The organism is Escherichia sp. HH41S, from assembly GCF_009820115.1.
Classification (GTDB): domain Bacteria; phylum Pseudomonadota; class Gammaproteobacteria; order Enterobacterales; family Enterobacteriaceae; genus Escherichia; species Escherichia coli_F.
This window is the reverse complement of sequence record NZ_VNXE01000097.1, coordinates 1-517: the sequence shown is the minus strand read 5'-3', so window position 1 is coordinate 517 and position 517 is coordinate 1. Positions and strand designations below refer to the sequence as shown.

Genomic DNA, 517 nt, shown 5'->3' with positions numbered 1-517 from the left:
ACCGACAAATGGCAGCGACGCACACACTCCCTCTGGCGTCACCGGGCATGGCGCGCATCTGCCTTTACGGGGATTTACAACGATTTGGCCGCCGCATCGACCTTCGTGTGAAAACGGGGGCTGAAGCCATCCGGGCACTGGCCACACAGCTCCCGGCGTTTCGTCAGAAACTGTGCGACGGCTGGTATCAGGTACGGATTGCCGGGCGGGACGTCAGCACGTCCGGGTTAACGGCGCAGTTACATGAGACTCTGCCTGATGGCGCTGTGATTCATATTGTTCCCAGAGTCGCCGGGGCCAAGTCAGGTGGCGTATTCCAGATTGTCCTGGGGGCTGCCGCCATTGCCGGATCATTCTTTACCGCCGGGGCCACCCTTGCAGCATGGGGGGCAGCCATTGGGGCCGGTGGTATGACCGGCATCCTGTTTTCTCTCGGTGCCAGTATGGTGCTCGGTGGTGTGGCGCAGATGCTGGCACCGAAAGCCAGAACTCCCCGTACACAGACAACGGATAACGG

1 protein-coding gene and 1 pseudogene are annotated in these 517 nt (G+C 61.1%); both read left to right on the top strand.

The genetic code is table 11. The features are described from left to right. Nucleotides 1–111, top strand: a pseudogene (locus tag FQZ95_RS26520) (phage tail protein); the annotation flags it as partial. After that, the coding region (locus FQZ95_RS19175) for a tail assembly protein (protein ID WP_160530527.1) at nucleotides 108–517 on the top strand (410 nt) is incomplete at its 3' end. The pseudogene FQZ95_RS26520 and the gene FQZ95_RS19175, both read left to right, overlap by 4 nt.